This is a genomic window from Citrobacter sp. S55_ASV_140 (assembly GCF_018919505.1).
GTDB lineage: Bacteria > Pseudomonadota > Gammaproteobacteria > Enterobacterales > Enterobacteriaceae > Citrobacter > Citrobacter werkmanii.
The window spans coordinates 1-6,723 of the sequence record NZ_JAHLQZ010000205.1; the positions used below are offsets into that span (position 1 = coordinate 1).

The 6,723-nt window shown below is 55.3% G+C and carries 5 protein-coding genes and 1 pseudogene; 1 reads left to right on the forward strand and 5 read right to left on the reverse strand.

What is annotated here, in order from left to right; translation table 11 throughout:
* The 3 genes from KQJ18_RS20260 to KQJ18_RS20270 all read right to left on the reverse strand — a co-directional run.
* Nucleotides 1–459, reverse strand: a 459-nt coding sequence (locus KQJ18_RS20260; RefSeq protein WP_216422590.1) for an oligosaccharide MFS transporter, incomplete at its 3' end; no start/stop codon positions are given.
* A gap of 57 nt (nt 460–516) precedes the next feature.
* Complete coding sequence (locus KQJ18_RS20265; protein WP_216422592.1) at nt 517–3,594, reverse strand: beta-galactosidase; 3,078 nt, start codon at nt 3,592–3,594, stop codon at nt 517–519.
* Between the two features lie 121 nt (nt 3,595–3,715).
* Entirely contained in the window at nt 3,716–4,807 is a 1,092-nt protein-coding gene (locus KQJ18_RS20270) for a LacI family DNA-binding transcriptional regulator (protein ID WP_141700239.1), read from the reverse strand.
* Nucleotides 4,808–4,962: 155 nt separating this feature from the next.
* Here KQJ18_RS20270 and KQJ18_RS20275 point away from each other — a divergent pair, with 155 nt between their 5' ends.
* Nucleotides 4,963–5,568, forward strand: coding sequence for a class I SAM-dependent methyltransferase (locus KQJ18_RS20275; RefSeq protein ID WP_216422593.1), 606 nt, complete (start codon nt 4,963–4,965; stop codon nt 5,566–5,568).
* Here KQJ18_RS20275 and KQJ18_RS20280 read toward each other — a convergent pair.
* The gene (locus KQJ18_RS20280; protein ID WP_069323910.1) at nt 5,565–6,515 is read right to left on the reverse strand and encodes a helix-turn-helix domain-containing protein; all 951 of its coding nucleotides are present in this window, start codon (nt 6,513–6,515) and stop codon (nt 5,565–5,567) included. The genes KQJ18_RS20275 and KQJ18_RS20280 overlap by 4 nt on opposite strands.
* An 18-nt stretch (nt 6,516–6,533) precedes the next feature.
* Nucleotides 6,534–6,723 (reverse strand): annotated as a pseudogene (locus KQJ18_RS20285) (MBL fold metallo-hydrolase); the annotation flags it as partial.

The following is a 6,723-nucleotide window of genomic DNA, read 5'->3' on the forward strand; positions in this document are numbered from 1 at the left end:
CAGCGCCCAGCCCACACAGCCAAACATGCGTGCGCGACCAAATTCAAACTTGCTTCGGCGGCTGGCCTTTTCAATATAGGCTTCAATCGCCGGAGCGCCGGCATTGTAAATAAAGCCAAGATAAATCCCGCCGACAATCGACCCCAGTAAAATATTAACCTGTAATAGCGGCCCAAAAACGTAAATAAAGAACGGGGCAAACATTACCAGCATTCCAGTAATTACCCACAGCAGGTGTTTTCGCAGGCCAAGCTTATCGGAAAGTAGTCCAAAAACAGGCTGGAATAATAATGAAAACAGTGAAATACAGGCGAAAATGATCCCAGTGTCACCTTTACTGATATGGTTCACGTCGTGTAACCAGATCGGAAAGAAGGGGAAATAAGCACCCATAATGAAAAAGTAAAAGAAAAAGAAAAAGCCGAACATCCAAAAGTTAGTGTTTTTTAAATAATACATGACAGACTTCCTCAGGAAAAATAAGGGCAGGTCATAACCTGCCCATTATTATTATGTTTAACCCCAGATAACCTGGTAGTGATAACGTCCGGCACTCAACAAAAACTCCGGCGACACGGAAGGACTCCATGAATCATCGCCGCCGACGCCCATATGGAAGCCATCAATATTGAGCCAGGTACCCGCCTCCGGTTGCAGCAGATGACGGTGGCTGGTTTCCATTAGTTGCTGTTGGCTAAAGCGGCTGATGTTGAACAGGAAGTCGCCACGCCATTGATGCGTGCCGTATCGCAGTTCGCGCGTGCCGCAGCGCAGACCGTTTTCGCTCGGGAAAACATACGGGGTGTACATCTCATCGAGTGACAGATCCCAACGGTCAAAACAGGCGGCGCTCAGGCGATCCGGGTAGTTCTCATGTGGGCCGAGACCTAACCAGTTCACACGCTCGGCAACCTGCGACAACTGGCAGCTCAGGCCAATACGCGCCGGATGCGGCGTGCCGCTGGCAACATCGACATCCACCGTTACCAGCATCTCGCCATGACCGTTGATACGATACGATTTACGGCTGATAAACAGCGTTTCACCCTGATACTGCCACGCATGTTCAGTGGTAATCAGTACTGCGTTGCTGAGCGCGTCGGCAGCACAGTGCAGTAACGTTGCTGCAACCTGATAATGACCGGCGGCCTTCCAGCGTTCAACCCAGGCATTCGGGTCAATGCGGGTTGACTCGCTGACGCCGATGTCGTTGTCCAGCGGCGCGCGGGTGAACTGGTCGGTCAGTGGGGATAACAACTGGGCTGTATCATCAAGCCAGTATTGTGTCAGCAGGCCAGACCGACGGTCGAATTGCCAACGCTTGTTGTCGTTCTCCACAGTAAAGCTGTTTTCGCTAACGTTGAGCTGTGGCGCGGTGCGGACAGTTGGCTGCCGCGCCAGGCTGAGTTTCTCTTCCAGCTTCCACTGCTGCCAGGCGCTGATGTGCCCGGCGTCTGACCAGGCGGTGGCGCGAGGCTGTTCCACGCGCACCGACAGCCACAGTTGGCCTGCGGTTTCCGGCATCGGGCAATCTGGCAGGGTAATCACCTGGCGGCCCTGCGGGGCAATATCCAGAACGATTTGTCCGGCGGCCAGCGGGTTGCCGTCCTGGGCAATCGACCAGTGCAGAACTTCGTTATCGCTGCGGCGGAACAGATATTCGCTGGTCACTTCAATCTGGCGTTCAGCGCCCGGCAGTAACGTAAACTGGAAAAACTGCTGTTCATGTTTGGCCTCGTATAACGCCGGATGCGGGGTGCGATCGGCGAACACCAGTCCGTTCATGCAAAATTGACGATCGTTAGGCGTGTCGCCAAAGTCGCCACCGTAGGCTGACCATGCCTTGCCATTATCATCGTGTTTAATCAGCGATTGATCCACCCAGTCCCAGACAAACCCGCCCTGCAGTCGCGGATACTGACGAAATGCCTGCCAGTATTTGGCGAAGCCGCCGAAACTATTGCCCATCGCATGGGCATATTCACAGAGAATGAGTGGACGCTGCTCGCCGGGCATCGACAGCCACTTTTTAATCGACCATTTAGGTACCGCCGGGAAGGGCTGATCCTGATCGACGCGGGCGTACATCGGGCAAATAATGTCGGTCGCCGCGGTATTCGCGCCGCCGCCTTCGTACTGTACCGGGCGTGACGGATCCTCTGATTTTATCCAGCGATACAGCGCGTCGTGATTGACGCCATGACCGGATTCATTGCCCAGCGACCAGATGATAATGCTCGGATGGTTGCGATCGCGCTGCACCATGCGCGTCACGCGCTGGCTCATGGCAGGCAACCATGTGGGATCGTCGCTCAGGCGATTCATTGGCACCATGCCGTGGGTTTCGATATTGGCTTCGTCGACCACGTACAGGCCGTAGCGATCGCACAGGGTGTACCACAACGGATGGTTCGGGTAATGGGAGCAGCGCACGGCATTAAAGTTGTTCTGCTTCATCAGCAGAATGTCCTGCACCATCGTCGCCTCGTCCATCACCTGACCGTTGACCGGATGGTGCTCATGACGGTTGGTGCCGCGAATCAACAGCGGCTTACCGTTTAACAGTAGTAGGCCGTTTTTGATATCAATCTGACGAAAGCCGACGTCACAGGCTTCTGCTTCAATCAGCACTCCATCCGCGGTATGTAACTGCACAACGGCACGGTACAGATTGGGCGTTTCAGCACTCCACAGCGCTGGCTTTTCGACGTTCAGCCGCAGGGTAACCCGGTCATGATAAGCGCCGCGTTCATCAATAATCTCGCCGCCGAGTGGGGAGGTCGTTTCATCAGTCAGCGTTTCAGCTTCCCACAATTGCAGGGTAACGCGTAAATCTTCGCTCGCGTTGCCCGCCACTCTGACTTCCGCTTCCAGCACGGCGCGGCTGAAGTCATCGTTAAAACGGGTGTTAATGCGCAGGTCGCTGATTTGCGTGGTGGGCTTATGCAGCAAAGATATGTCGCGAAAGATACCGCTCATGCGCCACATATCCTGGTCTTCCAGATAGCTGCCGTCGCTCCATCGCAGCACCATCACGGCCAGGCGGTTTTCGCCGCGCAGCAGATAATCGCTCAGATCGAATTCAGACGGCAGACGACAGTCCTGACCGTAGCCGACCCAGCGACCGTTGCACCACAGATGAAATGCGGAATTGACGCCGTCAAAAATAATGCGCGTCTGACCTTCATCTAACCATGCGTCTTCGATATTAAATGTGAGCGAGTAACATCCCGTTGGGTTCTGTGCCGGAACGTACGGGGGATTAACCGGAATCGGGTAGGTGACGTTGGTATAAATTGGCGCGTCGTAACCGTCCATCTGCCAGTTAGAGGGGACGTTGATAGTGTCAGCCTGTGGCAGATCGTTTGTCAGCCAGCTTTCCGGCACAGCCTCCGGCGCGGGAAACCACGCGAATTGCCACTGGCCATTCAGCGAGCGTAACTGAGTTGAGCGCTGATTAGTTCGCGCATCATCTGCTGAGCGCCAGCTACAGAAAGGTGGGTGCGCCTCCAGGCGGTTGAGCTGCGTGACGCCGGGATTTTCCCAGTCGCGGCGGGCCAGAACAGCGGAGAGTGAATCTGTGTTCAGGTTCATAACGGTATCCTGTTTGAATTTGTTATTCGCTCACAATTTCAATCAAAATACGGATAAGCGCTCCCGGCTGTAAAGGATGGGGCGTTTAATGAGTGAACTGACTCACATAATTGTTATGCGTTCACATTTTAGGTGTGAGCTGAGAAACTTGCCGCGCAAGCTGGATGAGTGAATCCGCCAGCGCCTGGGGAGAGGTGGTTTGCGTATCGGGAGGCAGAACCGTTTTGCGCTTCACCAGGGTTACGGGCAGCAGTTGGTTGCCCACGGTTGATTCGCCATGGGGAAGTTGCAGCAGCCTGTCGACGCTGGTTTCACCCAATAATGGAAAATCCTGCCTGATGGTGGTCAGCGGTGGAATGTAGCAGGCGCTATCTTCTGTGTCATCGTAGCCGATCACCGAGATATCCATCGCCACCCGCAGGCCGAACTCGCTGATTGCCCGCATCGCGCCCAGCGCCATTTGATCGTTAGCAACCAGCATAGCGGTGGGGAGATTACCGCTATTGAGCAGATGAAGTGTTTGCTGAAAACCAGACATCGCGCTCCAGTCGCCTTCCAGCTCCGCGACGGGTTGCAACTGGTAGTACGCCAGATATTTATGCCACCCCGCATGCCGAAGCCTTGCCGAAACCGAAGTGTGCGGCCCGCTCAGCAGGGCGATACGCTGATGTCCGTTCTGCACCAGATGTTCAACGCCAAGGCGTGCGCCGTCATCATGGGAGAAAATCACGCTGTTAATTGGCGTCTGGTCAGAGACATCGAGAAACAAAACCGGCACCGTACCGCAGGCGGCAGCCACGGCAATGGCGTCTTCTTCATCCAGCGGATAGTTAATGATAAGCCCGGTTACGCGTTGGGAAAGCAGGTTGTGGACCGCGGCTTTGCATGCTTCAACGCCGCTGCGCTCGACCATGGCGATCACCACGCTGGCACCGGACTGGTCGGCGCGGGATTTTATGGCGGCAACGATTTGTGAAGGGGCGTGCAGGGCAAGGTTCGCCGTCACGACGCCAATCAGCGACGTCTGTTTACCAGCCAGTTGCTGTGCGACGCGGTTAGGGATGTAATTGAGTTCCGCCATCGCGGCCTCAACTTTCTGTCGGGTTTTTGCAGAAACGTGGCTGGCCTGATTTACGACGCGCGAGACGGTCTGATAAGAGACTCCTGCATGGTCTGCCACATCGTATAGCGTTACCGGTTTCACGTTTATCACCCCTGTCATGATGTTTTCTACGCGCTATGATGCCACAGCGGAACGGTTTTGGGGGATTTGCGCATGGGTTCTGCGAGGCGCATTCCAGGGTTGCGTCTCTGGCAGCGGAGGATTTATCGTCGTGATTATTAACAGAATAAAAAAGCGAGGACATCGTGAGCGACATTGCGGCAAACAACATTCTGTCCATCTACCGACGCCATGCGGATGCCTTTGCCAGCCAGCGCTCACGCGCCCTGTTCGAGAAAAGCTGGCTGGATAAGTTCATCACCGTGATGGGCGGGCAGGGCTGCATTGTGGATATTGGCTGCGGGAATGGTCAGCCGATTGCCGGGTATTTTATCCAGCAAGGTTTTCAACTCACAGGGATTGATGGTTCCGCAGCGATGCTGGCCCGCGCCCGGCAATCCTTTCCCGCGCAGCGCTGGCTGGAGCAAGATATGCGGGAGTTGGTACTTAACGAGACGTTCGACGGCCTTATTGCGTGGGACAGCTTTTTCCATTTAACCCAGCAAGACCAACGAAAGATGTTCCCGATCTTTGACCGGCTTAGCCATCCCGGCAGCGCGCTGATGTTTACCAGCGGTACCGGGAACGGCATTGCGATGGGGCAATTTGAAGGCGAGCCGTTATTTCACGCCAGCCTCGCGCCGGACGAATACCGCGCATTGTTGTCAGCGCATGGCTTTGCGGTGGTCGAGATGGTGATGGAAGATCCGGAATGCGCAGGGCACACGGTGTGGCTGGCGAAAAAAAGCTAAATGCCGCGAAAGGTTTTGCGCCATTCGGCGGGGCTGACGCCGAAATGAGATTTAAAATGCTGACGCCAGGTGACAGGCGACTGAAAACCGACCTGTTCGGCGATGCGTTCAACGGGCAACTGACTGGACTCCAGTAACGCCTGGCTGCGGCGAAGACGCTCGACAATCAACCACTCTGCCACGCTCGATCCGGTGGCTTTCATAAAGTGACGGGTTAACGTGCGACGGCTCATCATCAGCCGCTGCGCCAGCGCATCGATACTATGCTGCTCGTGGATATGCAGGCGTAAATAATCAAGCAGGGCATTGATGCGCTGATCCTGGGTATTTTTCGCCACCGGCTGTTCGATAAATTGTGCCTGACCACCTTCGCGATGCGGCGGCACAATCATCCGCCGCGCAATCTGATTCGCTGCCGTGCTGCCAAAACGTTGGCGGATCACGTACAAACAGCAATCCAGCGCGGCGGCAGTGCCTGCTGAGGTAATAATACCGTCGTCATCCACATACAGAGCGTTGATATCCAGACGCGCCGCCGGGAAGCGGGCCTGAAAATCCTGCTCGAACTCCCAGTGCGTGGCAGCCCGTTTGCCATCCAACAGACCGGCATAGCCGAGGACAAATGCGCCCAGACACAGCCCGACAATTTGCGCGCCGTTTTGTCGGGCGCGGTTGAGCGCATCAAGCAACCCCTGCGGTGGGCGATGTGCGGTAGTGCCCCAGTAAGGGATTACCACGATGTCGGCTGCCTCCACCGCTTCATAGCCATGAGCTGCGTTAATCGAGAAACCGTCCTGCGAGGAAACAATACCGGGCTGTTCGGCGCACAATTGCACGTCGAAGCGCTTTTTCGCCGCTACTTTGTCACTGAAAATGATGCACGGCACCGAGAAGTGAAACGGGCTGAAATCTTCCACGGCGACAATAGCGACGGTAAGCGGCTGCATACGATTCCTCTGCGGACATTAAAACGTCAGGGTTTCACCATCTTCCGGCACGTTGACGCATTGCGCAATCTGGTTGTCGCTGGCGTATGACTTCAGCGCGGCGCGGGTCAACAAACAGTGGTTTATCGCCTCCATATGCGTGGCCACAATTTGTGCGTTGGGAAGGGTGAAGTGGGTTTTTAGTACATCTTCTGCGCCCATAATAATT